General features: G+C 69.1%; 23 protein-coding genes. 12 read left to right on the top strand and 11 right to left on the bottom strand.

The genetic code is table 11. The features are described 5' to 3' along the window. Positions 1–2: 2 nt before the first annotated feature. Positions 3–473, top strand: a complete 471-nt coding sequence (locus V6S02_RS16055; protein ID WP_336401621.1) for a hypothetical protein — start codon at positions 3–5, stop codon at positions 471–473. Here V6S02_RS16055 and V6S02_RS16050 read toward each other — a convergent pair. From V6S02_RS16050 to V6S02_RS16035, 4 genes are all read right to left on the bottom strand, one after another. Continuing rightward, a complete protein-coding gene (locus V6S02_RS16050) occupies positions 422–2,872 on the bottom strand; it encodes an HAD-IC family P-type ATPase (protein WP_336401682.1) in 2,451 nt (816 codons plus the stop codon). The two genes, V6S02_RS16055 and V6S02_RS16050, sit on opposite strands and share 52 nt — an antisense overlap. Before the next feature lie 174 nt (positions 2,873–3,046). Then, complete coding sequence (locus tag V6S02_RS16045; protein WP_124293935.1) at positions 3,047–4,033, bottom strand: carbohydrate ABC transporter permease; 987 nt, start codon at positions 4,031–4,033, stop codon at positions 3,047–3,049. Then, the gene (locus tag V6S02_RS16040; protein ID WP_124293936.1) at positions 4,030–4,998 is read right to left on the bottom strand and encodes a carbohydrate ABC transporter permease; all 969 of its coding nucleotides are present in this window, start codon (positions 4,996–4,998) and stop codon (positions 4,030–4,032) included. The genes V6S02_RS16045 and V6S02_RS16040 overlap by 4 nt, the downstream gene beginning before the upstream one ends. Before the next feature lie 117 nt (positions 4,999–5,115). Continuing rightward, positions 5,116–6,465: an ABC transporter substrate-binding protein gene (locus V6S02_RS16035; RefSeq protein ID WP_124293937.1), complete on the bottom strand. Its 1,350-nt coding sequence runs from the start codon at positions 6,463–6,465 to the stop codon at positions 5,116–5,118. Between the two features lie 241 nt (positions 6,466–6,706). Between V6S02_RS16035 and V6S02_RS16030 the strand changes: the two genes are divergently transcribed. After that, positions 6,707–7,762, top strand: a complete 1,056-nt coding sequence (locus V6S02_RS16030) for a LacI family DNA-binding transcriptional regulator (protein WP_124293938.1) — start codon at positions 6,707–6,709, stop codon at positions 7,760–7,762. 230 nt (positions 7,763–7,992) lie between these two features. Here V6S02_RS16030 and rplL read toward each other — a convergent pair whose 3' ends face one another. After that, the gene (gene rplL / locus V6S02_RS16025; protein ID WP_124293939.1) at positions 7,993–8,382 is read right to left on the bottom strand and encodes a 50S ribosomal protein L7/L12; all 390 of its coding nucleotides are present in this window, start codon (positions 8,380–8,382) and stop codon (positions 7,993–7,995) included. A gap of 42 nt (positions 8,383–8,424) precedes the next feature. Further along, a complete protein-coding gene (gene rplJ, locus V6S02_RS16020; protein ID WP_124293940.1) occupies positions 8,425–8,940 on the bottom strand; it encodes a 50S ribosomal protein L10 in 516 nt (171 codons plus the stop codon). A gap of 324 nt (positions 8,941–9,264) precedes the next feature. Between rplJ and V6S02_RS16015 the strand changes: the two genes are divergently transcribed. The 4 genes from V6S02_RS16015 to V6S02_RS16000 all read left to right on the top strand — a co-directional run bounded on the left by V6S02_RS16015 (position 9,265) and on the right by V6S02_RS16000 (position 13,657). Then, on the top strand, positions 9,265–10,305 hold the full coding sequence (locus V6S02_RS16015; protein WP_124293941.1) for an iron ABC transporter substrate-binding protein: 1,041 nt from the start codon (positions 9,265–9,267) through the stop codon (positions 10,303–10,305). Between the two features lie 227 nt (positions 10,306–10,532). Beyond that, complete coding sequence (locus V6S02_RS16010) at positions 10,533–11,894, top strand: ABC transporter permease (protein WP_336401620.1); 1,362 nt, start codon at positions 10,533–10,535, stop codon at positions 11,892–11,894. A 10-nt stretch (positions 11,895–11,904) separates the two neighbouring features. Next, positions 11,905–12,936, top strand: a complete 1,032-nt coding sequence (locus tag V6S02_RS16005; protein WP_336401619.1) for an ABC transporter ATP-binding protein — start codon at positions 11,905–11,907, stop codon at positions 12,934–12,936. Positions 12,937–13,000: 64 nt separating this feature from the next. Next, complete coding sequence (locus tag V6S02_RS16000) at positions 13,001–13,657, top strand: YqaJ viral recombinase family protein (protein ID WP_124293943.1); 657 nt, start codon at positions 13,001–13,003, stop codon at positions 13,655–13,657. Positions 13,658–13,666: 9 nt separating this feature from the next. Here V6S02_RS16000 and V6S02_RS15995 read toward each other — a convergent pair whose 3' ends face one another. After that, a complete protein-coding gene (locus V6S02_RS15995) occupies positions 13,667–14,170 on the bottom strand; it encodes a 2'-5' RNA ligase family protein (protein WP_336401618.1) in 504 nt (167 codons plus the stop codon). A 107-nt stretch (positions 14,171–14,277) separates the two neighbouring features. Between V6S02_RS15995 and V6S02_RS15990 the strand changes: the two genes are divergently transcribed. Beyond that, positions 14,278–15,939, top strand: a complete 1,662-nt coding sequence (locus V6S02_RS15990; RefSeq protein ID WP_336401617.1) for an MDR family MFS transporter — start codon at positions 14,278–14,280, stop codon at positions 15,937–15,939. 23 nt (positions 15,940–15,962) lie between these two features. Then, a complete protein-coding gene (locus V6S02_RS15985; RefSeq protein ID WP_124293945.1) occupies positions 15,963–16,421 on the top strand; it encodes a MarR family winged helix-turn-helix transcriptional regulator in 459 nt (152 codons plus the stop codon). 72 nt (positions 16,422–16,493) lie between these two features. On the opposite strand, the gene V6S02_RS15980 is transcribed toward V6S02_RS15985, so the two are convergent. The 3 genes from V6S02_RS15980 to V6S02_RS15970 form a co-directional block, all read right to left on the bottom strand. Beyond that, positions 16,494–17,495, bottom strand: coding sequence for a sugar phosphate isomerase/epimerase family protein (locus V6S02_RS15980; protein ID WP_336401616.1), 1,002 nt, complete (start codon positions 17,493–17,495; stop codon positions 16,494–16,496). A 55-nt stretch (positions 17,496–17,550) separates the two neighbouring features. Continuing rightward, positions 17,551–18,693, bottom strand: coding sequence for a Gfo/Idh/MocA family protein (locus V6S02_RS15975; protein ID WP_336401681.1), 1,143 nt, complete (start codon positions 18,691–18,693; stop codon positions 17,551–17,553). 85 nt (positions 18,694–18,778) lie between these two features. Next, positions 18,779–19,828, bottom strand: coding sequence for a substrate-binding domain-containing protein (locus V6S02_RS15970; protein ID WP_336401615.1), 1,050 nt, complete (start codon positions 19,826–19,828; stop codon positions 18,779–18,781). A 228-nt stretch (positions 19,829–20,056) separates the two neighbouring features. On the opposite strand from V6S02_RS15970, the gene V6S02_RS15965 reads away from it, so the two are divergent. The 4 genes from V6S02_RS15965 to V6S02_RS15950 all read left to right on the top strand — a co-directional run bounded on the left by V6S02_RS15965 (position 20,057) and on the right by V6S02_RS15950 (position 24,974). Continuing rightward, positions 20,057–21,532, top strand: coding sequence for a sugar ABC transporter ATP-binding protein (locus V6S02_RS15965; RefSeq protein ID WP_336401680.1), 1,476 nt, complete (start codon positions 20,057–20,059; stop codon positions 21,530–21,532). Next, positions 21,529–22,590 carry an ABC transporter permease gene (locus tag V6S02_RS15960; RefSeq protein WP_442927940.1) on the top strand — a complete coding sequence of 354 codons (1,062 nt, stop codon included), beginning with the start codon at positions 21,529–21,531 and terminating at the stop codon, positions 22,588–22,590. The genes V6S02_RS15965 and V6S02_RS15960 overlap by 4 nt, the downstream gene beginning before the upstream one ends. A gap of 35 nt (positions 22,591–22,625) precedes the next feature. Next, a complete protein-coding gene (locus tag V6S02_RS15955; protein WP_442927939.1) occupies positions 22,626–23,813 on the top strand; it encodes an ROK family protein in 1,188 nt (395 codons plus the stop codon). Between the two features lie 129 nt (positions 23,814–23,942). Then, positions 23,943–24,974 (top strand): NADP-dependent oxidoreductase, encoded by a 1,032-nt coding sequence (locus V6S02_RS15950; RefSeq protein ID WP_336401613.1) that lies wholly within the window; start codon positions 23,943–23,945, stop codon positions 24,972–24,974. Here the strand turns inward: V6S02_RS15950 and V6S02_RS15945 are convergent. Continuing rightward, entirely contained in the window at positions 24,961–25,881 is a 921-nt protein-coding gene (locus V6S02_RS15945; RefSeq protein ID WP_124293950.1) for a LysR family transcriptional regulator ArgP, read from the bottom strand. The two genes, V6S02_RS15950 and V6S02_RS15945, sit on opposite strands and share 14 nt — an antisense overlap. Between the last annotated feature and the right edge of the window lie 43 nt (positions 25,882–25,924).

The raw sequence follows: 25,924 nt of genomic DNA, 5'->3' as shown, positions 1-25,924 counted from the left end.
CCGTGAGCGCGCCCCGGAGTGACAGCGTCCGCGGCGACGCTGCGACCGGCGAGACGCGGCCTCGACGCGGGGTCGTCCTGACCGTCGTGGTGGTGCTGGTCTATACCGTCGCCTTCGCCAATGTCGCCCTCGGCATCCTCGTCCTCCTCAGCCGATACGACGTCGCCGCCGACGAGGTGCTCCCCGTGTCGCTGCTGGGCGCGGGCATCATCCTCTTCGGTCTTCTGGTGGTCGCCCTCGCCTCCGCGCTCGCCCGGGGCAGTCGGTTGGCACGCCTGTTCCTGACAGGCTATGTCGCCCTCCTGGTCGCGCTGCAGGTGGTCACGATCGTCTCCAGCGACAGCTGGGACATCCCCGCGACCGTTCAGCTGCTGGTGCAGGTGATCGCCGTCGTCTTCGTGTGGGTGCCGCCCGCGTCGCGCTATTTCACCGCACCCGCCAGGCGGTCGGACGCCGGCGAACCCGTCGGCTGACCCGTCGGCCGCCCCCGATCGCGCGCGAGGTCGCGCGCGACGACGCGCCGGTGGAAGAAGCGCACGACCTCGATCGCCCCGATCGTGACGATGATCACGCCGGTGATGAGCCAGGCGGCATCCCGTCCGGGGTCGACCAGCTGGAAGAAGGCCGTCGTCGCCGGGAGGGTGAAGATGGCCAGCAGCGCGATGAACATGGCCCCGATCACGAGCACCTTCACCCGGGTGACGGGCCGGGACAGGACGGTCAGCACCCAGATCCCCACGACGGCGAGGATGATCGTCGACCCCGTTCGAAGCTCGGCCTCGCCGATACCGAGTGACGAGGCGGCGAGGGTGTAGAGCGTCAACGAGATCGCGATGATCAGACCCGCGGGGATCGCGAAGCTCAACGAGCGCCGGAGGAATCCGGGGATGTAGCGCTGGGTGTTCGGCAGCAGCGCAAGGAAGAACGCCGGGATGCCGATGGTGAGACCGTCGGTGATGGAGAGCTGTCGCGGCAGGAACGGGAACTCCAGCACGAGCAGACCGAACAGCAGCGCGAGCCCGGTCGCGTACGCGGTCTTGGTGAGGAAGAGCATCGAGACCCGCTCGATGTTGGCGATGACCTGCCGCCCCTCCGCGACGACGTCGGGGAGGTGCGAGAACTTGCCGTCCAAGAGCACCAGGCGCGCGACCGCCTTCGTCGCCGCCGACCCCGAGTTCATCGCGATGCCGATGTCGGCCGTCTTGATGGCGAGGGCGTCGTTCACGCCGTCGCCGGTCATCGCCACGGTGTGTCCGCGGCTCTGCAGGGCGACGACCATCCGCTTCTTCTGCTCGGGGGTGACACGCCCGAAGACCGTGTGCTCCTCCAGCACGCCCGCCAGCGCCTCGTCGTCCTCGGGGAGGCGCCGGGCATCGTATCCCTCGGGGGCTTCGACCCCGAGGTCACGGGCGATGGCTGCGACTGTGCGCGGGTTGTCGCCGGAGATGATGCGCACGCCCACGCCCTGACGCGCGAAGTACGCCAGCGTCTGCGCCGCATCGGGACGCACGGTCTCTCGGAACGTCAGGACCGCGGCAGGTTGCAGCTGCGCGGGGAGACGCTCCGCAGCGACATCCTCCTCGGTCAGCGACAGAGCGGTGCGAGCCAGGACGAGGGTCCGACGGCCGGTGGCGGCGAGGGTGACGACACGCTCACCCAGCGGCGTGGCGGTGTCGGTGGCGATGTCGCCGAAGATCATCTCGGGCGCCCCCAGGATCCAGGTGCCCGCGGGGCCGTGAGCGAACGACACGGCGCTCCACTTCCGCGCCGAGGAGAACGCGATGGCGTGCGCGGGCACGCTCGGGTCCGCGACCGGGAAGGGTTCCCGCAGACAGCGCGCCGTCGCGTTGGCATCCGGCGCGGCTCCGTACCAGGCGAGCACAGCTGCGACCTCGGCCGGCTCCGCCGCACCGTCGAGGGGGTGCAGGGCGTCGAACGCGATGTCGCCGACGGTCAGAGTGCCGGTCTTGTCCAGGCAGATGACGTCGACGCGCGCGAGACCCTCCACGGCGGGGAGCTCGTTGACGAGCACCTGCCGACTCGCGAGACGTGCCGCGCCGACCGCGAACGCGATGGAGGTCATCAGCACCAGCCCGAGCGGGATCATCGCCGTCAGAGCGGCGATCGTGTTGACGATCGCCTGCACCCAGCCGCCCGACTCCCAGGCTGCGGCCCACCCGCCGGCGACCATCATCTGGGCGTTCAGCACCAGGAGCCCCAGCGGTCCGATCAGCCAGCTCATCCACCGCAGCACGCGGTTGATCGAGGTCCGCAGCTCCGAGGCGACGAGCGAGAACCGCTTGGCCTCGCCGGCGAACCTGTTCGCATAGGAGTCAGCCCCCACTCGGGTGACCTGCGCCTCGCCCTCGCCGGCGACCACCACGGAGCCGGAGAGCACCTCCGCGCCGTCGCGCTTGTCGACCGGGTCGGCTTCGCCGGTGAGCATCGATTCGTCCAGCTGCAGCCCCCGCGCGCGGCGGACGACACCGTCGGCGGGCACCTGATCACCGGCGCGGAGGACGAGGATGTCGTCGATGACCACCTCGCCCGGCGCGATCTCGCCCTCCTCGCCATCGCGACGGATGCGCGCCCGGGGGGCGTTCAGAAGCGCGAGCCTGTCCAGTGCGGCCTTGGCGCGGAACTCCTGCACGCATCCGATGATCGAGTTCGCGAACGCGGCGAAGCCGAACAGCGCGTCCTGCCATCTGCCGAGCACGAACAGCACGAAGAAGCATCCGAAGACGATTCCGTTGAACAGCGTGAAGACGTTCGCCCGGACGATGTTCCACACGCTTCGACTGGTGTCGGCGGTGAACGCGTTGGTGCGGCCGGCGGCCGCACGCTCGGCGACCTCGGCCGCGCGCAGCCCCATGTCGGGATCGATCTCGATCAGCGTCGCCGTGATGACGCCGTCATCGGCGTGGGCGTCCATCTCAGGCGTGGCCATTCTCAGACAGTAGCGGTCGTCCCGCCACGGTGAATCCCGGATCGGTTGACGCGACGCACATCGTCGGACGCCGCGCCAACACCATCCGGAACCCTCGTCCTACCCCTTCGTCGATCCCGCCAAGAGTCCTCTGACGAAGAATCTCTGGAGCGAGAAGAACACGATCAGTGGCACCACCAGCGAGACGAAGGCACCCGCCGTCAGACGCTGCCAGTCCTGTCCACGCGACCCGACCAGTTCGGCGAGGCGCTGCGTCAGCGGCGCCACGTCCTGCGTACCGCCGGAGAAGATGAGGGCGACCAGCAGGTCGTTCCACACCCACAGGAACTGGAAGATCGCGAAGGACGCGATCGCCGGGATGGCCAGCGGCAGCACGATCCGGAAGAAGATCTGGCTGTGCGACGCGCCGTCCACGCGCGCCGCCTCGATGACGTCGCCGGGGATCTCATGGATGAAGTTGTGCAGCAGGAAGATCGCGAGCGGAAGGGCGAAGATCGTGTGCGCGATCCAGACCGGCAGGTAGTTCTGCTCCGGGATGATCGGGATCAGATTGTGCAACCCGACCTGCAGCGGCCGGAGCCATGAGGAGAAGAACTGCAGGAGCGGCACGAGGGCCATCTGCAGCGGCACGATCTGGAGGGCGAACACCAGGATGAACAGCACGTTCGCTCCGCGGAACTTGATCCACGCGAACGCGTAGGCCGCCATGCAGGCGATCACCAGCGGGAAGATCGTCGCCGGGATGGCGATCGCCAACGAGTTGACGAAGTACGCCCCCAGCTGAGGCGCCGACTGCGACGGCGAGAAGAGGACGTCGCGGTAGTTGTCCAGCGTGAAGCCGGGGTTCTGGAAGATCGTCCACCAGCCGGTGGTCTGGATCAGTTCCGCGGGCCGGAACGAGGAGATGAACAGACCGAAGGTGGGGATGGTCCAGACGACCGCGATCGCGATCGCTGCGGCGGTGGCCCACGGCGAGGTCAGCCGACGCTTGATCCGGCTCGACTTGGTGTCGCGGGCTGCCTCTTCGAAACTCGAGTCGTCTCTTCCTTCACCGGTGGGAAGATCGACGGGGGCGACGCTGCTCATCGGATCTCCCTCTGCTTGCGAAGCACGTTGACGTTGTAGATGACGATGGGCAGGACGAGCAGGAAGAGGATGACGGCGAGCGCCGACCCTCGTCCGACCTCGCTCGCGCGGAACGCCTGGGTGTACATCTCGTTGGCGACGACCGAGGTGTTGAAGTTACCGGCGGTCATCGTGCGCACGATGTCGAACACCTTCAGCGTCGCGATGGAGATCGTCGTGAGCACGACCACCAGTGAGCCGCGGATGCCGGGAACGGTGACGTTGGTGAACCGCTGCCACGGGTTGGTCCCGTCGAGCTGAGCGGCTTCGATCTGCTCGGCGGGGATGCCCTTGATCGCGGCGCTCAGGACGACCATCGCGAAACCGGTCTGGATCCAGATCATCACGACGATGAGGAGGAACGTATTGAGCGGATCGGTCTGGAGCCATTGCACCGGCTCGCCGCCGAGACCCGTCACGATCGCGTTGAGAAGACCGATCTGCTCGCGCTCACCGGCGCGGTACTCGTAGACGAAGCGCCAGATGATGCCCGCGCCGACGAACGAGATCGCCATCGGCATGAACACCAGAGCCTTGTAGTAGCGCTCACCGCGCGACTTGTCGATGAAGACCGCGTACGCCAGCCCCAGGGCGGTGGCGAGGGTGGGGACCAAGAGCACCCAGACGACGGTGTTGATGAGAGTACGGATGGCGGCGGGCTGGGTGAACATCCAGATGAAGTTGTCCCAGCTGAAGTTGCCGCTGTTGTCGAGGAAGGCCAGTCCCGTCGTGCGGATCGCCGGCCAGATCAGGCCGATGGCCAGGAGGATGATGGCGGGGGCGAGGAAGCCGACGAGCTGCCAGTAGTCTCGGCCCTTCTTCGGAGCCCGGTCGATGAAGAAGACCAGCAGGCCCACGATGGCGGCGAACACGGCCAGTCCCATCACGACCTGGAGGATCTTCCCCAGAAGATCGGCGGTGGTCATCGGTCACGATCCCTTCTTCGTCGTTGAAGTACGGACGACGCGGTGCCGCGTCATCCGGCGTTCGGAGTGGTCGGGGGCGGGGCGAACGGTGCCCCACCCCCGACCTGGATCAGCCGATCAGCTGGCCGGCCAGCTGGACTCGATCGCGTCGACCGTTTCCTGCGTGCTCTGCCCGGTGACCCACGCCACCACGCCGCGCCAGAACGAGTCGGCGCCGACCGCGCCGGGCATGAGGTCCGACCCGTCGAAGCGGAAGGTGGTCTCGGGATCCTGCAGGATCTCGATCGACTGCACCAGCAGCTCGCTCGACGCGTTCTCGGGGTCCACACCCTTGTTGGCGCTGATCACGCCGCCGAGGCTGACGCGGTTGTTCGCCCAGGTGTCGCTGGAGAGGAACGCGCGCACCGTCTCGACCTCTTCGGCGTCGCGGAAGGCGACGGGGAACTCGCCACCACCGGTCACCGACAGCGGGTCACCGGCCGTGGCCGGCGGGGTGAGGAAGCCGAACACATCGCCGTCCGAGGCCACGACGACCTCGTCGCCGCCCTCTGCGTTCCAGAAGGTCTCGTAGAACGAGGCCTGGTGGTGCAGCGAGCACTCGCCGTCGAGGATGGGCAGACCCGCGGTCTGGAAGGCCTCGGTGACGAGGGTCGACACGTCGCCGATGCCGCCGTTGACGTAGTCCTCGTTCTTGATGTAGGCACCCACGGCGTCGAAAGCCTCGACGATGCGGGGGTCGTTGAACGGGATCTCGTGGGTGACCCACTGGTCGTAGACCTCGGGGCCGTGCAGGCGCAGCACCCAGTCCTCGATCCAGTCGGTGGCCGGCCAACCGGTGGCGTCACCGGACTCGAGCCCGACGCACCAGGGCTTCTGACCCGTGGCCGCGATCTCCTCGGTCAGCGCGGTCAGCTCGTCGAGGGTCTGGGGGATCTCCCACCCGTTCTCCTCGAACTGTGCCGGCGAGTACCAGACGTAGCCCTTGATGCTGGCCATCAGCGGCGCGGCGTAGAACGTGCCGTCATAGGTGCCGTACTGCTTCCAGTCCTCGGACCACCACTCGTCGACGTTGGCCTCGACCTCGGCCGATGCCGGGATCAGCCAGCCACCCTCGGCCAGACGCGCAAGAAGACCCGGCTGCGGCACGATGCCGATGTCGGGAGCGTTGCCACCCTCGGCGAGAACGGCGATCTGCGCCTCGAACTCGCTCGAGCCCTGGTATTCGATGTTGATACCCGTGCACTGGGCGAAGTCGCTCCAGGACTCCACCAGGCGATCAGCCTCGAGGTCGAGGATGGTGCCGCCGATGGTGACCTCGGCACCATCGAACGTGCCGTACTCCTCGTACTCCGTGCAGTCGACGTCTTCGTTCGCCGCGATGTCGCCGGTACATGCCGACAGCGCGAGGGCGGAAACACCGAGGGCCGCGACGGCTGTGACGACGCGACCCGCTTTTCCGAATCTCATTTTGCCTCCTCATCGAGCAGTTCCCACCGTCCTGCGACCCGCAGGCGTCGGGTAGGGAACCGATTCCAGGATCACCGTACGGGATACCGCCTTGGCTTCACAACGCGAATTGATCACGACTCGATAACCGATGCGCACACTGGTGGCGCGCCGACGATCGACGTTGCATGATGACGTGGAAACGGTTCCAGATTCCGGTGGCACCGCACCGGCCCCGAGAGCCCGAAGGAGGGTTCGCACGATGATGGGGATCGCCGACGTCGCACGCCTCGCGGGGGTGTCGAAGTCCACGGCGAGCCGCGCCCTGACAGGAGCGGGGTATGTGTCGACCGAGACGCGCGAGCGCGTGCAGCGGGCGGCCGCCGAGCTCGGCTACGTCGCCTCGACGAGCGCAGTGAGTCTCGTCACCGGTCGCACCCGCAACGTCGGGGTCGTGATGCCGTGCGTGAACCGCTGGTTCTTCGCCGAGGTTCTCGAAGGCATCCAGGACAGCCTCCTGGACGAGGGTCTGAATCTTACCCTCTACGACGCCCAGCCGGGCACCCCGGGCCGTCGGCGCATCTTCGAGGACTTCCTCTCTCGCAAGCAGTTCGACGGGCTGATCGCCGTCGGGCTCGAACCCGAGGACGCTGAGCTCGCGCGGTTGCGACGGATCGGCAAGCCCGTCGTCAGCATCGTCGGCGGAGCAGACGGACTCAGTGTCATCGCCCTCGACGACGATTACGCCGCTCGACGGGCCACCGACCACCTCATCGCCCTCGGTCACCGTCGCATCCTGTTCCTCGGCGGGGGCGCCCCCGACGGGCCGAAGGTGGCCGGGTCCGACGTCGAACGCGCACGCCGCGAGGGCTACCGAGGAGCGATGGAGGATGCCGGCATGGGCGACCTCGCGCAGCACGTGATGTCGCGCCTCAGCCTGCCCTCCGGCTACGCCGCCGCCGTCGACGTGCTCGGTTCCCGGGATCGACCGACCGCGATCGTCGGGGTCTGCGACGAGGTCGCCATCGGCGCCATCATCGCGGCGCGCAGGCTGGGCATCCAGGTGCCCAACGATCTCAGCGTGATCGGCATCGACGACCACGAGTACGCCGAGATGTTCGCCCTCACCACCCTGCGGCAGACACCGCGCGAGCAGGGCGCCGCGGCGGTGCGGACCCTGCTCGAGCACCTCGCCGATCCTGAACGGCCGCCCTCCGTCATCCGCACGCAGGCACGCCTGGTCGTTCGCAACTCGACGGGACCGGTCAATCCCCGCCAGTCGGCCGCGGTGGCGGATGCGTCGCTGGGGCGGATGTAGGGACTCCCCCTCGCGACCCGTCGGGAAACGCGGTGCACGCGCGCGTCCAGCCGCTTTCTTCGACGGGTCGAGGTCAGTGGGAACGAAAGACCCGGGACACGACGGGTGTCCCGGGTCTTTCGATGTGGCGCTGTGAGCGCCGAGAGGTTTCGATACGCCGCTTGGGCGGCATCTCAACCTGAGTCGACGCCGCGTCGACGCGCGCTATGCGCGCATCGACCCGGCACGGCTCACTTGAGGGTGACGGTGGCGCCGGCCTCTTCGAGAGCGGCCTTGGCCTTGTCGGCGGTCTCCTTGTTGGCGCCCTCGAGAACGGGCTTGGGGGCACCGTCGACGACGGCCTTCGCCTCGCCGAGGCCGAGCGAGGTGAGCTCGCGGACGACCTTGATGACCTGGATCTTCTTGTCGCCGACCGACTCGAGGATGACGTCGAAGGAGTCCTTGACCTCTTCCTCCTCGGCGGGGGCACCACCGGCGGGGGCGCCGGAAGCGGCGACCGCGACGGGGGCGGCGGCGGTGACGTCGAAGGTCTCCTCGAAGGCCTTGACGAACTCGGACAGCTCGATGAGCGTGAGCTCCTTGAACGCGTCGAGCAGCTCCTCAGTGCTGAGCTTTGCCATGATGTATCTCCTTGTTGGGTGGTTTTATCTGCCGGGCCCGTGTCAGGCCGCGGACTCCTGCTTCTCACGCAGCGCGTCGACCGTGCGAACGGCCTTCGACGGCAGCGCGTTGAAGACGTAGGCCGCCTTGGTCAGCGAGGCCTTCATCGCGCCGGCGAGCTTCGCCAGCAGGACTTCACGGCTCTCGAGATCGGCGAGCTTGTTGACCTCCTCCGCGGTGAGGGGGTTTCCGTCGAAGAATCCGCCCTTGACCACCAGGAGGGGGTGTGCCTTGGCAAAGGCACGCAGACCCTTCGCGACGGCGACCGGGTCGCCGTGCACGAACGCGATGGCCGACGGACCCTTCAGTCCCTCGTCCAGCCCCGTGACCCCCGCGTTGCCCGCGGCGATCTTGGTCAGCGTGTTCTTCACCACGGCGTATTCCGCATCCTGACGGATGGTGTTGCGAAGCTCCTTGAGCTCGGCAACCGTCAGGCCGCGGTACTCGGTGAGCAAGACGGCGGTCGAGTCCTCGAATTGCTTCGTGAGCTCGGCGACCGATGCTTCCTTCTGCGCCATGGCCACTCCTTGTATCTGTGAGACGCACCACGGTGGCGGTGCGTCGGCCTGCGACATCCGGTCGTCACGGCAAAACAAAACGCTCCGGCGCAAGCGCACGGAGCGTCATCCTGGAGAGGGTTTCGATCGTGTCACCTGCGCGGGCCCCTGCGATGCAGTGCTTCGGTCTCGGTGCTCGCGCACCTCGATGACCAGCGGTCTTCGGCTCCGACCATCGTACGCCGAGCGCAGACGTCCCGCCAAATCGGCGTCTCCGCCGGAATGGTTAGGGTAGCCTTACCATGGCGCTTCCGCCTTCCCTCCCCTCCCCCAAGGATGTCCTGCATGCCCTCTCGCCGCTCCACGCTCCTCGTCGCCGCCGTCGCCGGCCTCGTCGTCCTGTCGCTGACGGCCTGCGCCGGGCAGACCCCCGGTGACCCGGGCACGCCCTCGGACGAACCGCAGACGCTGACGGTGTACTCCGGCCGAGACGCCGAGCTCATCGACCCGCTCATGGAGATGTTCGAGGAGCAGTCGGGAATCGACGTCGAAGTGCGCTACGCCGGGACCACGGAGCTGGCTGCGCAGCTGCTCGAAGAGGGCGAGCGCACGCCCGCGCAGGTCTTCCTCTCGCAGGACGCCGGCGCGTTGGGCGCCGTCTCCGACGCCGGCATGTTCGCGACCCTTCCCGATGAGATCACCTCGCTCGTGCCGGCCGAGTACACCTCGTCGGATGGATCGTGGGTGGGATTGACCGGACGAGCCCGCGTGATCGCGTATGACAGCGAGAAGTACACCGCCGACCAGGTGCCCGGCGACGTTCTGGAACTCGTCGAACCCGAATGGGCCGGGAAAGTGGGCATCGTGCCGAGCAACGCCTCGTTCCAGGCGTTCGTCACCGCGCTGCGCGTGAGCGAGGGAGAAGATGTGGCCAGGTCCTGGCTGGAAGGCCTGGTGGCCGGAGACGCCCCGATCTACGCGAGCAACGGCGAACTGCTCGAAGCCGTCAATTCCGGGGCCGTGGACCTCGGGCTGATCAATCATTACTACTGGGCGCGATCGGAGCAGGACCCCGCGACGCTGCGCGCGCAGCTGAAGTTCGGAGATCCCGGCTCGATCTCCGCGCTGGTCAATGTCACCGGGGTCGGAGTGCTCACCGGGGCCGCGGATTCACCCGAGGCCATCGCGTTGGTCGAGTTCCTCGTGTCGGAGGAGGCGCAGACCTACTTCCGCGAGGAGACCTTCGAGTACCCGCTCGTGGGAGACCTCCCGGGACCCGAGGGCGTTCCGGCACGGGAGGATCTCGGCGCCCCCGACATCGACCTGTCCGACCTCGCATCGCTTCAGGAGACGGTGGCGCTGATCACCGAGGCGGGACTGCTCTGACCGCCGCGCCGGTCATCGCACGTCCGGGCCGACGGCCGCGGACGTCGTCTCGGCGCGCCCCCCTCCCCCTCCTGGCCGCCGCGGCGCTCGTCGCGGCGTGCGCGGCGGCACCGCTGGTCCAGCTCATCGTCCGGGCGGCGTCCGGTGGCGCCGAGGCGGCGGCGACGGCGCTGCTGCGACCACGCACCGTCGAGCTCCTGGCGAACACGCTGATCCTGGTCGCGACGGTGAGCGTCGCGGCGCTGCTGCTGGGGATCACGCTCGCCGTCGCGGCGGTTCGGGTGCGTCTTCCCGGACGGCGCCTGTGGTGGGTGGCGCTCTGCCTGCCGCTCGCCGTTCCGAGCTTCGTCGCCGCCTTCGCCTGGACGGCCACGTGGCCGACGGTCGACGGCTTCTGGCCGCTCGTGATCGTCCTCACCCTGTGCACCGTGCCGTATGTGACGCTTCCGGCGATGGCTGCGCTGTCCACCCTCGACGACGGCCTGGTGGATGTCGCCTGCACCCTCGGCAGGAGCCGGGCCCGGGTCTTCCTCACCATCGTGCTCCCGCACGTCCTTCCTGCCGCGGCCGCCGGAGCGCTGTTGGTCGCGCTGTACACCCTTTCCGACTTCGGCGCACCGGCGATCCTCCGCTTCGAGACCCTGACCACGGGCATCTACGCGCAGTTCAGCAGCGGGTTCGACCGCACTCTGGCCGCCACCACGGCTCTGCTCCTGGCCGTCGTCGCGATGTTCTGCGTCGCGGGCGAGCGCGTCGTCCGCCCGCGACCCGCCCGCATCCGCACCGCGGTGACCTCGCGTCCGCCGACCGAGCTCGGTCGGGCGGGCACTGCCCTGACGCTGTGCGGACTCGGTGCGGTCACCGCGGCCGCCGTGGCCTTCCCGCTCGTGGCCCTGGGGATTCGGATGCTCAGCAGCGACCGGTACTCCTCGGCACCCACCGACCTCGTCGGCGCTCTGGTCACGACCCTGGGCGTCTCCGCGCTGGCTGCCACCGTCGCCGTGCTCCTCGCCCTGCCGGTCAGCGTGCTGGCGGCGCGCTTCCGCGGCCCGGTCGTCGCCGGCCTGGAGTCGGTGTCCTACCTCGGGCACGCGCTCCCGGGCGTCGTGGTGGCCCTGGCCCTGGTGACCCTGTCGCTGCAGTTCTTCCCCGGCGCCTACCAGAGCATCCTCGTCCTGCTCGTGGCCTACGCCGTCCTGTTCCTGCCCAAGACCGTCGGCGCCTCGCGCACCGCCGTCGCGCAGGTTCCGCCGGAGCTCGAGGAGGTCTCGCGCTCGCTCGGCCGCGGCCCCGTCCGCACCTGGATCCGGGTGACCCTCCCCGCCGCGCTCCCCGGCATCCTCGCCGGGTGGGTGCTCGTGGCCACCGCTGTCGCCAAAGAGCTGCCCGCGACGCTCATGCTGCGTCCGATCGGATTCGAGACCCTCGCCACCGAGCTGTGGAGCAAGACCTCGCTCGGCGCCTACGGTGCGGCCGCCCCCGTGGGTCTTCTGCTCATCGTCGCCGGAATCGCGCCGGCGCTGCTGCTGGCCCGCGGACTGGAACGCCGACGCGGATCCGACGGGCCGACGCGCTCGCCGACACCGTGAGGAGGGAAGCATGACGACACGCGTGGAGCAGGTGCGCGCCGCCTATGAAGAGCGCGAGGTGCTGCACGGCGTCGATCTCGTCATCGGTCCCGGCGAACGGGTGAGCGTGCTCGGGCCGTCGGGGAGCGGCAAATCCACACTCCTGCGCGTCATCGCGGGCCTGCACCCCGCTGCCGGCGGACGTGTCGTCATCGACGGCGACGACGTCACCCCGCTCCCGCCGGAGGCACGCGGGATCGGACTGGTCCCCCAGGAGGGCGCGCTGTTCCCGCACCTCGATGTCGCCGCGAACGTCGGCTACGGCATCCGAGGCCTCCGCCTCCGTCACGCGCACCGCGATCCCCGCGTCCGCGACCTGGTGGACGTCGTCGGTCTCGGCGGTCTCCTCCGTCGCCGCCCCCATGAGTTGTCCGGTGGTCAGCGACAGCGTGTCGCCGTCGCCCGCGCGCTCGCGCACGAGCCCCGTCTGGTGCTCCTGGACGAGCCGTTCAGTGCGCTGGATGCCGGCCTGCGGCAGCAGGTGCGCGACGACGTCGCCCAGATCCTCCGCGACCGCGGTGTGGGGGTGGCACTGATCACCCACGATCAGGAGGAGGCGCTCTCGCTCGGCGATCGCGTGGCGGTGATGCGCGACGGGCGGATCGTGCAGGCCGGCACGCCCCGCGAGGTGTACACCGCGCCGGTGGACGCGTGGACGGCGCGCTTCCTCGGCGAAGCCCTGGTGCTGCCGGCCGAGGCCCGCAGCGACCGGGCCACCTGTGCGCTCGGCGTCATCGCGCTCGCCGCACCCGCGCAGGGCGCGGTGGCGATCGTCCTGCGGCCCGAGCAGATCGCCCTGGACCCCGCCTCGAGCCCGACCCCGGGCCGCGGCTCGGGAGAGGTGACCCGCGTACGCTACTTCGGCCATGACGTCCTGGTCGACCTCCGGCTCGACGGCGGGACCGGGCTCACGGTCCGGACCGGCCCCGACACGCACGTCTCCCCCGGTCAACGCGCAACGATCTCGGTGCACGGCGCCGCGGTCGCCGTCGCCCCGGAGTGAGCGCACCCGCCGTCTCGGGTGTCGCGTCCCGCCACCACCGCCACCCCGGGTTACCCTCGAACGCGTGACACCCGAACTCGCCGCCCGCATCGTCGCGGATTCCCGCGATCGGGTCGCATGGGTGCGGGCCCGCTCCCGTGGGATCACGGCGACCGACGTGGCAGCGCTCACCTCCGAGCGCGTCATCCCCCGAGCCGCCGACGCCAAGCTCATGGGCTCGAACTTCTCGGGCAACGCCTATACCGCTCACGGACGTATCCGCGAGCCCGAGATCGCCGCGTGGGTGGCCGCCACCCACGGGATCCGGCCATCGAGCGCGCTCTTCCACGCCGAGATCGAGAAGCGCCACCTCGCCACTCCCGACGGCATCGCCGTCGATCCGACCGGCCGCGTGGTCCTCGCCGAGATCAAGACGACGAAGAAGGCGTGGCGGAGCATCCCCCGCACCTACCTCCGGCAGGTGTGGTGGCAGCAGCATGTCCTGGGCGCCGAACGCACCCTCGTCGTCTGGGAGGAGCACGACGGCTTCGTCCCCGTGGGCGATGAGCCCCGGTGCGCCTGGGTCGATCGCGACGAGGTCGAGATCGGTCGGCTGGTGCGCCTGGCGACATCCCTCATCGACGAGCTGTACCGACGCACGCAGCTGTCGCGAGCCGAGCGGATGACGCAACCCGCCGGCCCGCCCGCGCAGCCCTATCGCGCGCTCGCCCTCGCTGACTGACGCAGCCGGTCAGCGCAACGTCGTGACCGTCCGGCTGGTCGCATCCCAGATGCGCAGTCCCGTGACCTCGCCGACGTGCGGGGAGAGGTCGATCGCCTCGACGGCCGCGCCGAGATCGGCGAGCCTCACCCGGCGGGCCATCGTCACGTGCGGTGTCCAGTCGTCAGGCGCGGTGTGCGCGTAGCGCTCGTCGGCCGGGCCGAGAGCGGCGGCGACGCGGCGATGGAACTCCGCCAGCGGAGCCGTGACGACCACCTGCCAGCTGACGACCGCCTGACCCGAGCGCGGGAACAGCAGCACCCCGCCGAGACGGAGGGTGAGGGGAAGCAGATCCGCGAGGTCCGCAAGCTTGTCGAGGTCGGGTGAATCGCGCACGGCCACGGTGATGTGGGGCCGGTTGCTCTCGCCGGTGTGGCGGCCGGCGCTCGGCAGTCCGGCGTCGATCAGACGCTGCCACGCGGCACGGGCGAGCGCATCCGTGGCGGCGTCGGGCAGCACCTCGACACTGATCACTCCTCCATCCTTGCGTGAGCCGAGGCCGGGAACCCAGCTCTCCACATTCGTTGACAAAGATCAACATTCGGAATATCGTTGATATAAATCAACCTTCAGGAGGACACGTGGCGAGGAATGCAGACGCTCCACCGGCTCACCGGCCCGGCGTGGTGAAGGCCCTCATCGGGCTCCTCCTCGGCATGTTCGTGTCGATGCTCGCCTCCACAGTGGTCTCGACCTCGCTGCCGGTGATCGTGCACGACCTCGACGGCGACCAGGCCGCGTACACGTGGGTGGTGACCGCGACGCTGCTGACCACCGCCATCTCCACCCCGGTCTGGGGGAAGCTCGCCGATCTGTTCGACCGCAAGCTCCTCATCCAGATCGCGATCGTGATCTTCGTGCTCGCGACGGCGGCCGCCGGCTTCTCGCAGAACCCCGAGACCCTCATCGCCTTCCGCGCGCTGCAGGGAGTGGGCGCGGGCGGGCTCGCCGCCCTCAGTCAGGTGATCATGGCCGACATCATCAGCCCGCGCGAGCGCGGCCGCTACATGGGACTGTTCGGTGCCGTGATGGCGGTGGCCACGATCGGCGGGCCGCTCCTCGGCGGGGTCATCACCGATGCCTTCGGCTGGCGGTGGAACTTCTTCGTCGCCCTCCCCGTCGCCGTCGCCGCCCTCATCATCCAGCAGCGCACCCTGCATCTGCCGGGGCGCCCGCGCCGCGCGGTGCGGATCGACTACGTGGGGATCGTCCTGCTCAGCGCCGCCGTGTCGCTGCTGCTGGTGTGGGTGACGAACGCCGGCACGTCGTTCGACTGGTGGAGCCTGCCGACGGCCCTCATGGTGGGAGGGTCGGCCTTGGCGACCCTCCTGTTCATCGTCGTCGAGCTGCGCACCGCCGAGCCGCTCATCCCGCTCCGTCTCTTCCGCAGCGCCACCTTCTCGCTCGCGGTGGTCGCCTCCATCGCCACGGGCATCTCGATGTTCGGCACCACGGTCTTCCTCAGCCAGTACATGCAGATGGCCCGGGGAGCCACCCCCACCGAGGCGGGCATCATGACGATCCCGATGATCGCGGGGCTGCTTCTCGCCTCCGTCATCATCGGTGCGCTGATCTCGCGCTACGGCCACTGGAAGCCCTACCTGATCGTCGGCGGTGTCCTGCTCACCGCCGGCACCGCCCTGCTCTCGACGATCCACTACGACACCCCGTTCGTCCTGGTGTCGGTGTACATGTTCCTCCTCGGCGCCGGTGTCGGCATGACCATGCAGAACCTCGTGCTGGTCGTGCAGAACACCGCCGATCCGCGGGAGATGGGGGTGGCGAGCTCCGGCGTGACCTTCTTCCGCAGCCTCGGCGGCACGATCGGGGTCTCGGTGATGGGCGCGGCCCTGGCCAGCCAGGCGACCACCCTCACCGGCGAACGTCAGGGCGACATCACGACCGCGCTGTCGAACCTCGGCGCCGAAGGCGCAACCCTCGCGCAGGAGCTGCAGTCGGGCACGATCCCGCAGGTCGCCGCCCTCCCCGAGGCGCTCCGGGTGATCTTCGAGGATGTCTACGCTCAGGCGATCGCGCACTCGTTCCTCATCGCCGTGCCGGTGGCGATCCTCAGTCTGATCGCGATCGTGTTCCTCCCGAACACACCACTGAATCGGATGACGACGACCGAGCGCATCCACGCCGGCGAAGCCGATCTCGCCACCGTGTCCACCAGCACGGGGATGAACGCCCTTCCCGCCACCGGTCGGACCCCTGCCCCGCGGGCCGCGCGCCGGCGGTGAGGACGACGTTAGTCTCGAAGGCGATGAGCGCCGCACCCGACCCCGACGCCCGCACGGAGGCCGTGCGGGCGCTCGAGGCGGAATTCAGCGGTCTCATCCATCAGGTGCGCCGGATCGTCAGTGAGAACGCCGAGCGGGTGAGCCCCGGCATGCTGCCCGCCGCTTACAAGGTGTTCACCACGATCGTCCGCCGCGAACGCGTGACGCAGTCGGAGCTCTCCGAGATGCTCGTCGCCGACAAGGGCCAGATCAGCCGCACTGTGCGCGAGCTCGAGGAGCTGGGGCTCATCGGACGCGAACCCGATCCCACCGACCGCCGCTCCAGCATCCTCTTCCCCACTCCGTTCGGCCTGGAGCGGCTCGCCGAGGCTCGAGCACCGCAGGAGAGCACGCTCCTGCACGCCCTCGAGGAGTGGTCGATCGACGACATCCAGACCCTCACCCGCCTGCTGCACGCCCTCACGGCGCGCGAACGTCCCTGAGCAGCATCCGGCAAGAGGGACAGCGCCGGTACCGGAGCCCGCGCTCCCCCCTTGCGCGGGCTCCGGAGCGTGCTACTTCGAGCTGAAGGCGGCGTCGAAGAGCTGGTGGGGCGGAGTGATCCGGGCGAGTCTGCGTACGAATTCCAGGGCCTCGGGAGCGCCGACGAGACGGTCCATACCGGCGTCCTCCCATTCCACGCTCGTCGGCCCGTCGTAGCCGATCGCATTCAGGGCGCGGAAGATCGGCTCCCACGGCACGGCGCCGTGCCCGGTGGAGACGAACGTCCACCCCCGCCGCGGGTCGTCCCATGAGAGGTGCGACCCGAGCACGCCGTTGCGGCCGTCCAGGTTGGTGACCGACTCCTTGCAGTGCACATGGAAGATGTGGTCGGCGAAGTCGAGCACGAACGCGACACTGTCCAGCTGCTGCCACACGAAGTGCGACGGGTCGAAATTGAATCCGAAGCTCTTCCGATGTCCGATGGCCTCGAGCGTCCGCTTCGCCGTCCAGTAGTCGTAGGCGATCTCGGACGGGTGCACCTCCAGGGCGAAGCGGACCCCGACCTCCTCGAAGACGTCGAGGATCGGATGCCACCGCGCCGCGAAGTCGGCATACCCGGCGTCGACCATCGCCTCCGACGCCGGCGGGAACATCGCCACGTACTTCCAGATCGACGAACCACTGAATCCGTTGACCGTGGTCACGCCGAGCTTCGCCGCCATCCGCGCGGTGTCCTTGAGGTCCTCCGCAGCCCGCTGCCGCACACCCTCGGGGTCACCGTCGCCCCACACCCGGTCGGAAAGGATGTCGCGGTGCCGCTGATCGATCGGGTCATCGCACACCGCCTGACCGGTCAAGTGATTCGAGATCGCCCACACCGTCAGCCCGTTGCGCTCGAGGATGTCCTTCCGCGACTGCACGTACTCCGCGTCATCCCACCGCGAGACATCCAGATGATCGCCCCAGCACGCGATCTCGAGACCGTCGTACCCCCACTCGCCCGCCAGGCGCGCCACCTCCTCGAAGGGGAGATCCGCCCACTGGCCGGTGAACAACGTGATCGGTCGCGCCATGCTGTCGTCCTCTCTAGAAGGTGCCGGAGACGTGCGTCACCCGGGCTCGGAATGGTCAGCGGGTCGTCTGCCAGGACCCGTCGGCCTCAGACGAGCGTTCGACGGCGTCGAGAACCCGCTGGATGTGGAGTCCGTCCGCGAAGGACGGCGCGGGGTCGGTGCCCTCGGCGATCGCGGTGACGAGGTCGACCACCTGGTGGCTGAAGCCGTGCTCGTACCCGAGCATGTGACCCGTGGGCCACCAGCGATCGGCATACGGGTGCGAGGGCTCGGTGACGAGGATGCGCCGGAAGCCCTGCTCGGAATCGGGGAGGGTGGCGTCGTAGAACTCGAGCTCGTTCATGCGCTCGAGGTCGAACGCGAGCGCACCGCGCGACCCCGAGATCTCGATGCGGAGCGCGTTCTTCCGACCGGTGCGGAAGCGGGTGGCCTCGAACGACGCGAGCGCGCCGCCGGAGAGCCGGCCGGTGAACAGCGCCAGGTCGTCGACGGTGACGGGGCCGCGCTCTGAGCCCGCGGTCCCTGACAGCCCGACTCCCTCGGCCATGACCGGGCGCTCGGCGACGAGCGTCTCGAGGATGCCCGAGACCCGGTCCACGGTCTGGCCGGTGATGTATTCGGCGAGGTCGACCGCGTGCGCCCCGATGTCACCGAGCGACCCGGAGCCCGCGATGTCCTTGTTCAGGCGCCACGTCAGGGGTGCGTTCTCATCGGCGAGCCAGTCCTGCAGATACTCGGCACGCACCTGACGGATGTCACCGAGGCGGCCTTCGGTCACGAGCTGACGCGCGAAGGTCGTCGCCGGCACGCGGCGGTAGGTGAAACCGACCATCGACCGCACGCCCGACCGTGCCGCCTCTTCTGCGGCGGCCGTCATCGCCTCGGCCTCGACGACCGTGTTGGCGAGAGGTTTCTCGCAGAGCACATGCTTTCCCACCCGAAGAGCCGCGATCGCGATCTCGGCATGGGTGTCGCCGGGGGTGACGATGTCGACGAGGTCGATGTCATCGCGTCGGATGACCTCGCGCCAGTCCGTCGCCGCTTCGTGCCATCCCCATGTGGCCGCCGCCTCAGCGGTGCGCTCGGCATCCCGGCCGACGACGACCTGCATCACCGGGTCGCGGGGAAGATCGAAGAACCGCGGGGCCACCCGCCATCCCTGCGAGTGCGCGGCTCCCATGAAGCCGTGCCCGATCATGGCGACGCGCAGCGGTGCTCCCACGCGATTCTCCTTTCGAAGGACGGGGCGCCCGAGGGTTCTCGGGCGCCCCGCGATGGTTGTGTCAGGACTCGAACGACAGGTCGATGAACTCCTCGACGTTGTCCTTCGTGACCACGGGTGCGTCCAGCACGACCCGGTTCGGCACGCTGGGCGTGATGAGGTCGCCCACGGTCTTCTGCTGGGCGATCAAGCGGGCCAAAGCGATGCCGTCGGCCGCCTGCGTCGACGGGTAGATGACCGTGGCCTTCAGCACCGAGTCATCGGCCTGGATGGCCTCCATGGCGTTGCGCGACCCGGCGCCGCCCATCATGATGAACTCGTCGCGGCCTGCGGCCTCGACGGCGGCCAGAACGCCGATCCCCTGGTCGTCGTCATGGTTCCAGATGGCATCGATCTGCGGGTTCGCGGCGAGCAGCTGCGATGCTGCCGCCTCCCCTCCGGCGACGGTGAAGTCCGCCGCGACACGGGCTGAGACGTCGAGGCCGCAGTCCGACAGGGCGTCTTCGAAGCCCTGCGATCGATCCTGGGTGAGAGGCAGCGAGTCGATGCCCGCGATCTCGGCCACGACAGCGTCGGGGTTGTCCCCGATCTGCTCGCAGATGTAGGTGCCCGCGCTGACGCCCATACCGTAATTGTCGCCGAGGATCGTCGTGCGTGCGGCGAACGGGCTCGAGAACTCCCGGTCGACGTTGATGACGGGGATCCCCGCCTGCATGGCCTCGATCGCCACCTCGGTCAGTGCCGCACCGTCGGTGGGCAGCAGGACGATGGCGTCCACACCGTCGTTGATGAACGTCTCGACCGCGGCGATCTGGGCGTTGGCGTCGTTGGTGCCCTCTGCGACGCGAAGCTCGACGTCGTCGAAGCTGTCGGCGGCGGCCTGGGCCCCCGAGTTGATGGCTCCGAGCCAGCCGTGGTCGGCGGCGGGCCCGGAGAAGCCGATGACGACGGTGTCGCCGCTCTCGGCGTTCTCCTCGACACTGGTCCCCTGGTCGACGACATCGTCTTCCTCGGCGCCGGTGCCGGTACATCCGGCCAGCAGTCCGATGGAAGCCACGATCGCGGTTCCGGCGATCACGAACCGCCCCCGCCCCCTCGCGAGTGTGCGCATTCTTGTTCCTCCTAGAGATGTGATGCAGCGACGCCAGCGAGCACCTCGCGCCCCGAGCATCCCGAGGAGTCCACGCTGACGGTGGGACTGTACGTCAGTGTGACGACGTTTGTCCACCTTTTGTTCGTGCACCCGGCAAAAGTGGGGATGTTGCTTGCTTTCGTCGCGTGTTAGGTTCGCCCCGTGATCAAAGACGACCATGATCCGGCGTTACTCGATGTGCGCGGGGTGACGAAGAGCTTCGCCGGGGTCCGGGCGCTGCGCGGGGTGGATCTGCACGTCCGCGCCGGTGAGGTCCACTGCATCCTTGGGCAGAACGGCGCGGGGAAGTCCACGCTCATCAAGACCCTGGCGGGCGTCCACCGCCCCGACGACGGGACCATCGTCTGGCGTGGCGAGGCGGTCGACATCCCCACGCCGGAGGCCGCGATCGAACTGGGCATCGCCACGATGTATCAGGAACTCGACGTCGTCGACGGTCTCACCATCGCCGAGAACATCTTCCTCGGCCACGAGATCGCCCGCGGAGGCTTCACGAGGCGATCGGCGGCGGCGGAGAAGACCCGGGAGCTGCTCGCCCGGCTCGGCCACGCCCGCCTGTCGCCGCACACGGAGGTGGGTGAGCTCAGTGCGGCGAACAAGCAGATCGTGTCGATGGCCCGTGCCCTCTCGCACGACATCAAGCTCATCATCATGGACGAGCCCTCGGCGGTCCTCGACACCGAGGAGGTGCGCAACCTCTTCGGCGTCGTGCGCGAGCTCACCGCCGCCGGCATCGCCGTGGTCTACATCACCCACCGCCTGGAGGAGATCCGACAGATCGGCGATCGCCTGACCGTGCTGAAAGACGGGCGGACGATGGCGACGGGTCTCTCCGTCGCCGAGACCCCCACCGCCGAGCTCATCCGGCTGATGACCGGACGCGATGTCGAGAACGTCTTCCCACCCGCGTCGCCCGTCCCGGCCGATGCACCCGTGATGCTGGAGGTGCGCGACCTCGCCCTGGCCGGCGTCTTCGAAGGAGTGTCCTTCGACGTGCGAGCCGGCGAGATCGTCGGGCTCGCGGGCCTCGTCGGCTCGGGCCGCTCCGAGATCCTCGAGACGGTCTACGGCGCACGCAGGCCCTCATCGGGCACCGTGCGCGTCGGCGGCACGGCCCTTCGCCGCGGCTCGGTGACCGCCGCGGTGTCTGCGGGGGTGGGGCTCTCGCCCGAGGAGCGGAAGAGTCAGGGGCTGGTGCTCGACGAGTCGATCGCGATGAACGTGACGCTTTCGAGCATGCGGCGGTTCTCTCGCGGCGGATTCCTCGACTTCCGACGCGAGAAGACCGTGGCCCAGGAGCAGATCGCGGCGCTGGAACTGCGACCGGCCGACCCCGATCGCCCGGCGGCGACCCTCTCGGGCGGCAATCAGCAGAAGATCCTCCTCGCCCGGTGGTTGGTGCATGGAACACGGGTGCTGCTTCTGGATGAACCCACCCGCGGCGTCGACGTCGGCGCGCGATCGGAGATCTACGGCCTCATCCGGCGGCTGGCGGCGGCCGGAAACGCGATCGTCATCGTCTCCAGCGAGATCGAAGAGGTGCTCGGTCTCGCCGACACCGTCCTGGTCGTGGCCGACGGGCGCGTCCTGACCACCCTCCCCGCCTCCGAGATCGATGAGCACGGCGTGCTCGATCTCGTCATGAAAGGACAAGCCGCGTGAGCGACCAGCGAATCGTGACCGACCGGCCGGGCGCCGGCAGCGCTGCTCCGGCACCGGAAACGGGCACCACCCAGACCCCGCCACCTCCGTGGCGACGACTCCTGTCGGGCTCGGTCGGCCGCAATCTCGGGCTCGTCCTGGCCCTTCTGCTGCTGGTGGTCGTGGGTGCCGTCACGGCGCCCGACACCTTCACCAGCCTCGACAACATGCTCACGATCCTCCGGCAGGCCTCCATCATCGGGGTCGTCAGCATCGGGATGACTTTCGTCATCATCTCCGGGGGAATCGACCTCTCCGTCGGATCGGTGGTCGGACTCGCATCAGTCGTGGCAACACTCGCCGCCATCCAGGATCTTGCCGATCAACTCCACTGGGTCGTGATGATCGTCATGGCCCTCGCCGTCGGGGCGGGCGCGGGCCTTATCAATGGCATCGTCATCGCCTATGGCAAGGTAGCGGCGTTCATGGCGACGCTCGCGATGCTGGTTGCTGCTCGTGGCCTCGCGGAGATCCTCGCTGAGCGACGAACACTCGTTGTGGAAGAGCGTGGCTTCGTGACATTCATGAACACCGACATCCTCGGCGTCGACATGCTCATCTGGATCTTCGCCGTGGTGGCCGGCCTCGGATGGGTTCTCCTCAATCTCACGACCTTCGGGCGGCGGACGATCGCGATCGGCGGCAACCGCGAGGCGGCTCGTCTGGCGGGCATCAACGTCCGCCGCCATACCGTATGGCTCTATGTCATCTCCGGCTTCACCGCGGGTATCGGAGCCCTGATGTACCTCGGCCGCACGACAGCGGGGACGTCAACGCACGGCACACTGCTCGAGCTCGACGCGATCGCCGCAGTGGTCGTGGGCGGCACTCTGCTCATCGGTGGCCGGGGCACGATCACCGGAACGGTGTTCGGTGTGCTGATCTTCGCGACGCTCACCAACGTCTTCGTCCAGAACAACCTCAACTCCTCCGTGCAGGCGGTCGTCAAGGGGGTCATCATCGTGGTGGCCGTCCTGCTCCAGCAGCGGTTCGCCCGCCCCTCCGGCCGCGCGACGTGACCGACGTGCGCACCCGGATGCGCGACACTGGGAACGTGCCCAGAGAGACCCGCGACTCCCCCGTCTCATCAGGAGTGGGTGAGGTGTTCCAGCTGCTGCGCGACGGCGTGCCGCGCACCCGCGCCGATCTCGCCAAGACGACCGGGCTGGCCCGTTCCACCGTGGCAGCGCGCGTGGACGCGCTCGTGCGCCTGGGCCTGGTGTCGCCGGTCGGAGACGCGCTGTCCACCGGTGGCCGCCCGCCCTCGCAATTCGCGCTCAACCCGCAGGCCCGGGTGGTCCTGGCCGCCGACCTCGGCGCATCGCATGCCCGCGTCGCGCTGACCGATCTCAGCGGTCTGACCCTCGCCGAGCGCACCGAGGGCATCGCCATCTCGCTCGGCCCCGAAGAGGTTCTCACCTGGGTGGTCCAGGCAGCCGAGCTCCTTCTGCACGAGGCGGGCCGCGATCGCGGCGATCTCGCCGCGATCGGCATGGGAGTCCCCGGCCCTGTCGAGCACGAGAGCGGTCAGCCCGTGAACCCGCCGATCATGCCCGGGTGGGACCGCTTCGACATCCCCGCCTGGATCGGCCGCCACCTGCAGGTGCCCGTCCTCGTCGACAACGATGTGAACATCATGGCGCTCGGCGAGCGTTCCGCTGCGTGGCCGACCGTGGATCACCTCATCTTCGTGAAGGTCGCCACCGGCATCGGCGCTGGCCTCATCTCGGGCGGCGCGCTGCAGCGCGGCGCCCAGGGCGTCGCGGGTGACATCGGCCACGTCCGCGTGCCGGGCGGCGCCGACATCCCCTGCCATTGCGGCAATCGCGGATGCCTGGAGGCGCTGGCCTCGGGTCCGGCGATGGCACGGACGCTGCGGTCGCAGGGGATCGAGGCGCACGACGGCGGTGATGTCGTCGCCCTGGTGAAGCAGGGCAACGTCGAGGCCGTCCAGACGGTCCGCCAGGCCGGCCGCGACATCGGCGAGGTGCTCACGACCTGCGTGAGCCTGATCAACCCCTCCGTGATCGCGATCGGCGGATCGATGGCCCGTGTCGGCGAGCACCTCCTCGCCGGCGTCCGCGAGGTGGTCTACACCCGGTCGATGCCTCTGGCGACCGAGCACCTCACCATCGCCCAGTCCGTCACGGCCGAACGGGCCGCCGTCCTCGGCGCGAGCATGCTGGCCGTCGAGCACGCCCTCTCCCCCGAATCACTGAGCCGCCAGTTCGAGGCACGCTGAGACGAGGGACGCCGACGCCGTTCTTTAGCACCGGCGTAACACGGGCGAGACAAAGGCCGGGTGTACTGAGTCTCACCGACCCATCTGCCTGCGTCCCCGACGAGGGGCGGCGCGAGAAAGGAGCGACCGATGCGATTCCGGCCGCTGCGATCCCCCTCTCCCCCGCAGGCCCCGGCGGCGCAGCCCGACGCGCCGCCCGAGACGATGCGCGCCGTCACCCTCGCCGGCGCCGGCGGACCCGACGTGCTCCGATGGGGCGAGACACCGACACCGAGCCCCGTGCTCAGCGAACTCCTCGTGCGGGTTGTGGCGGCGGGAGTCAACCCGATCGACGCCAAGACCCGGGCCGGACGGGGCGTGTCGGCCGCGCTCGGCGACACCCCGGTCGTTCCGGGCTTCGACTTCAGCGGCGTCGTCGTCTCGTCTCCCTTCGAAGCGCATCCGCTGACGCCGGGGACCGAGGTGTTCGGCATGGTGCCCTTCCCGCGAACCGGCGGCACGTACGCCGAGTACGTGGTGGTCCCCTCCCAGTCGGTGACGCGCAAGCCCGCCTCCCTCTCGCACGTCGAGGCGGCCGGTGTGCCGCTCGCCGCTCTCACGGCCTGGGGTCTGGTCGTCGAGATCGCACACGCCCATGAGGGACAGCGGATGCTGATCCACGCCGGCAGCGGTGGCGTGGGGCATTTCGCCGTGCAGTTCGCCGCCTACTTCGGCGCCCATGTCACGGTCACCGCGTCCGGGCGCAACGTCGCCTGGCTGCGCGAACTCGGCGCCGCCGTGGTCGTGGACTACACCTCCACTCGTTTCGAGGAGGTCGTCGGCGAGATGGACGTCGTCATCGACCTCGTCGGCAACGTGTCGGACCGCACCGCCAGCAGATCCCTGCAGGTGCTCCGACCGGGAGGTCTGTACGTGCTGGTACCCACCGGCTCGTGGCCCGATTACGCACAGGCCGCCGAAGAGGCGGGGGTTCGCGCCACGTCGTACAAGGTGATCCCCGACGGTGGCACGCTGGCGACGATCGCCCGCCTGCTGGACTCGGGTGCCGTGCAGGTCTACATCGATCGGGTCTTCGACCTGCCCGACGCCGCGACCGCGCACACCGAGCTGGAGCAGGGCCACACCCGCGGGAAGATCGTGCTGCGCGTCAGCGACGACTGACCGATCCGGCGGTCGCGGGCGCGACCAGCACGCGCCTGCCCTCGGCGACGATCTCCTCGGCGACGGCGTCGAGGAGCGGCGATCGCAGGTTCCACTGCTGCCAGGAGAGGGGGACGTCCACCGACGGTCCCCCGAGCGCGACGAGCTCTCCCGACGCCAGCCCCTCGGCGGACTGCGAGGTGGGAAGGAGCGCCCATCCCAGACCCAGGCGGGTCGCGGTGGCGAAGTCGTGCGAGGCGGGGACGTAATGGCGGGGCGGCGCGGTCGCCTCCACGCCATGCACCCGCAGCCAGCGCCGCTGCAGGTCGTCGCGACGATCGAAGTCGATCACGGGGGCGGCCGTCAGCGCCTCGACGGTCACGCCGTCCGCGAACCACCGATCGTGGAACGCGGGGGTGGCGACGGCCTGATATCTCATGAGGCCGAGAGCGATCGCGCGGCACCCGGCCACGGGCTCCTCGCGCGAGGTGACCGCGCCCATCACCGTTCCGGACTCGAGCAGTCCCGCGGTGAAATCCTGATCGTCGCGGTGCAGATCGAAGACGATCGGATGCCGCGCGGCCAAGGTCGCGAGCGGCGTCAGGAACCACGTGGCGAGCGAATCGGCGTTCACCGCCAGCGGCACCGACACCCGGGTCCCCGCCGCGTCGTCGCCGGTGAGGCCCGCGATCGCATCGTGCTCGAGGAGGGCGAGCTGCCGGGCCAGACGGACGACGGCGATGCCGGCTGCGGTCGGGCGCACGGGTCGGGATCGGACGAGGAGCACCTGCCCGAGCAACGATTCGAGGGACTTCACCCGCTGGCTCACCGCGCTCGGCGTGATCCGCAGCCGCCGGGCCGCGGCATCCATCGTGCCCTCGTCCGCCACCGCGGCGAGGGTCTCGGCGAGATCGAAGGGGATGCGCATCTGAAGTGATGCTAATGCACCTGAAGAACTCTGAACTGGTGCT

Origin of the sequence: Microbacterium sp. CCNWLW134 (assembly GCF_037083565.1) — a bacterium.
Taxonomy (GTDB): domain Bacteria; phylum Actinomycetota; class Actinomycetes; order Actinomycetales; family Microbacteriaceae; genus Microbacterium.
Note: the sequence above shows the minus strand (reverse complement) of the source record. Positions and strands in the feature narration are given on the sequence as shown.

What these genes read in the sequence shown, in the direction of transcription:
- V6S02_RS15970 (WP_336401615.1), bottom strand. Translation starts at nt 19,828, where the DNA reads ATGCGCACACTCGCGAGGGGGCGGGGGCGGTTCGTGATCGCCGGAACC.
- V6S02_RS15945 (WP_124293950.1), bottom strand. Translation starts at nt 25,881, where the DNA reads ATGCGCATCCCCTTCGATCTCGCCGAGACCCTCGCCGCGGTGGCGGAC.
- V6S02_RS16005 (WP_336401619.1), top strand. Translation starts at nt 11,905, where the DNA reads ATGACGACACGCGTGGAGCAGGTGCGCGCCGCCTATGAAGAGCGCGAG.
- V6S02_RS15985 (WP_124293945.1), top strand. Translation starts at nt 15,963, where the DNA reads ATGAGCGCCGCACCCGACCCCGACGCCCGCACGGAGGCCGTGCGGGCG.
- V6S02_RS16035 (WP_124293937.1), bottom strand. Translation starts at nt 6,465, where the DNA reads ATGAGATTCGGAAAAGCGGGTCGCGTCGTCACAGCCGTCGCGGCCCTC.
- V6S02_RS15975 (WP_336401681.1), bottom strand. Translation starts at nt 18,693, where the DNA reads ATGATCGGGCACGGCTTCATGGGAGCCGCGCACTCGCAGGGATGGCGG.
- V6S02_RS15980 (WP_336401616.1), bottom strand. Translation starts at nt 17,495, where the DNA reads ATGGCGCGACCGATCACGTTGTTCACCGGCCAGTGGGCGGATCTCCCC.
- V6S02_RS16015 (WP_124293941.1), top strand. Translation starts at nt 9,265, where the DNA reads ATGCCCTCTCGCCGCTCCACGCTCCTCGTCGCCGCCGTCGCCGGCCTC.
- V6S02_RS16045 (WP_124293935.1), bottom strand. Translation starts at nt 4,033, where the DNA reads ATGAGCAGCGTCGCCCCCGTCGATCTTCCCACCGGTGAAGGAAGAGAC.
- V6S02_RS16040 (WP_124293936.1), bottom strand. Translation starts at nt 4,998, where the DNA reads ATGACCACCGCCGATCTTCTGGGGAAGATCCTCCAGGTCGTGATGGGA.
- rplL (WP_124293939.1), bottom strand. Translation starts at nt 8,382, where the DNA reads ATGGCAAAGCTCAGCACTGAGGAGCTGCTCGACGCGTTCAAGGAGCTC.
- rplJ (WP_124293940.1), bottom strand. Translation starts at nt 8,940, where the DNA reads ATGGCGCAGAAGGAAGCATCGGTCGCCGAGCTCACGAAGCAATTCGAG.
- V6S02_RS16050 (WP_336401682.1), bottom strand. Translation starts at nt 2,872, where the DNA reads ATGGGGCTGCGCGCGGCCGAGGTCGCCGAGCGTGCGGCCGCCGGCCGC.
- V6S02_RS16030 (WP_124293938.1), top strand. Translation starts at nt 6,707, where the DNA reads ATGATGGGGATCGCCGACGTCGCACGCCTCGCGGGGGTGTCGAAGTCC.
- V6S02_RS15950 (WP_336401613.1), top strand. Translation starts at nt 23,943, where the DNA reads ATGCGATTCCGGCCGCTGCGATCCCCCTCTCCCCCGCAGGCCCCGGCG.